Origin of the sequence: Amycolatopsis sp. NPDC059021 (assembly GCF_042739895.1) — a bacterium.
GTDB lineage: Bacteria > Actinomycetota > Actinomycetes > Mycobacteriales > Pseudonocardiaceae > Amycolatopsis.
Genome location: NZ_JBHYIQ010000041.1, coordinates 5,759 through 7,502, shown reverse-complemented (window position 1 = coordinate 7,502; position 1,744 = coordinate 5,759). Strand labels below are relative to the sequence as shown.

Annotated in this window: 2 protein-coding genes; one reads left to right on the top strand and one right to left on the bottom strand. The window is 71.6% G+C overall.

The annotated features are described in order from the left end of the window. Nucleotides 1-26: 26 nt before the first annotated feature. Nucleotides 27-629, bottom strand: coding sequence for a TetR/AcrR family transcriptional regulator (locus ACFWX1_RS23695; protein ID WP_378390691.1), 603 nt, complete (start codon nucleotides 627-629; stop codon nucleotides 27-29). A 95-nt stretch (nucleotides 630-724) separates the two neighbouring features. Between ACFWX1_RS23695 and ACFWX1_RS23690 the strand changes: the two genes are divergently transcribed. Beyond that, nucleotides 725-1,468 (top strand): SDR family NAD(P)-dependent oxidoreductase, encoded by a 744-nt coding sequence (locus ACFWX1_RS23690; RefSeq protein ID WP_378390689.1) that lies wholly within the window; start codon nucleotides 725-727, stop codon nucleotides 1,466-1,468. The last annotated feature ends 276 nt before the right edge of the window (nucleotides 1,469-1,744 follow it).

Below are 1,744 nucleotides of genomic sequence, written 5' to 3'. Positions count from 1 at the left end.
GGTCCATTGTGGACGCCGCCCCTCCGTCATTTCCGGGCCTCCTCCGGCCAGGCGGCCAGTGCGACGTCGATCGACGCGCCGAGTTCGGACAGGGTCGCGCCGTCACGCGCCTGCACCGACAACCCGAGGAGCACCGTCGTGTAGAAGCGGCCCAGCGCTTCGACGTCGGTCTTCGCCGGCAGATCGCCGTCTTCGAGGCCCTTGCGCAGCCGCTGCGTGATCGACTCCTGGGTTTCGCGCCGCAACTCGGCGAGATAGGTGTAGAGCCCCTGGTTCGCAGGCGTGCAGTTGGTCGCGGCGAGCACGACCATGCAGCCGCTGGGGTGACCGGGGTCGACGTAATCGCGCGCGTTGTCCCGCAGCACCGCCTCGATGGCGGCGCGCGCTGTCGGCTCCCGCAGCGCGGCGTCGGTGAAGCCGCCGTAATTTTCGCAGTAGTGCCCCACAGCCTCGCGGAACAGCGCCTCCTTGCTGCCGAAGGCCGCGTAGAGGCTGGGCGGGTTGATGCCCATCGCCGTCGTCAGGTCGGCCAGGGACGCGCCTTCGTAACCACGCGCCCAGAAGATGTACATCGCCTCGGTCAGGGCACGGTCACGGTCGAAGGCCCTGGGACGTCCTCGCGGTGACATGGACCACCTTCTGTAATGACTGATACAAAAACCCTTGACGTCCGGATCCTACGTCCTCTTTTATATAGTGACCACTAAAGAAAAGGGGAGCTCCCATGAACACAGCGCTGGCGGGCAAAGTGGCACTGGTGACCGGCGGGGGCCGGGGCATCGGCGCGGCGATCGCCATCCGGCTGGCCACGGATGGCGCCGACGTCGCGATCACCTACGAGCGCTCACGAGACCGGGCGGAGAAGGTCGTCGCGGAGATCGAGGGCCTCGGCCGTCGCGGCGTCGCGATTCAGGCGGACAGCGCCGACGCGGCCGCGGTGACCGGCGCCGTCGACCGCGCGGCCGCCGAACTGGGGCGGCTGGACATCCTGGTGAACAACGCGGGCGTGTTCCCGACCGGCACCGTCGACGAGCTGAGCGTGGAAACGATCGACCACACGCTCGCGGTGCATGTCCGGGCCGTGCTGGTGGCCGCGGGCGCCGCGGTGCGGCACATGGGCAGCGGCGGGCGGATCGTGTCGATCGGCAGCGATCTGGCGGACCGGGCGCCGTGGCCGGGGCTGAGCCTGTACTCGGCGAGCAAGTCGGCGCTGACCGGCCTGACCCGCGGGCTGGCGCGCGATCTGGGGCCGCGCGGGATCACCGCGAACGTCGTGCACCCCGGCTCGACGAACACCGACATGAACCCGGAGGACGGGCCGCACGCGACGTCGCAGCTGGAGCACATCGCGCTGGGCCACTACGCCGACGCGTCCGACATCGCGGCGACCGTCGCCCACCTCGCCGGCCCCGGTGGCCGCTACATCACCGGCACCACCATCACCGTCGACGGCGGCTTCACCGCCTGACCCCACCCCGGTCCCGGAGCGCGTTTAGCCCGCTAAACGCGCTCCGGCAGGGCCCGGGGGAGCGCAGTTAGCGGGCTAAACGCGGCGCTGAGCATGCCTAAGCATCTGGCCGCCTCCGCCCGCCCTGCCCCGCTGGCCGGGTCTCGGGCGGTGGGCACGAAAAGAAGCGGGGCGGCACTCCGGGGGGGGGGGCCCCCCCCCAGGGGGCGCAACCGGGGTGCGCCGGGGCGGGGCCCGGGCCCCCCCCCGCGGGCGCCCACGCCCCCCGCCTAGAGA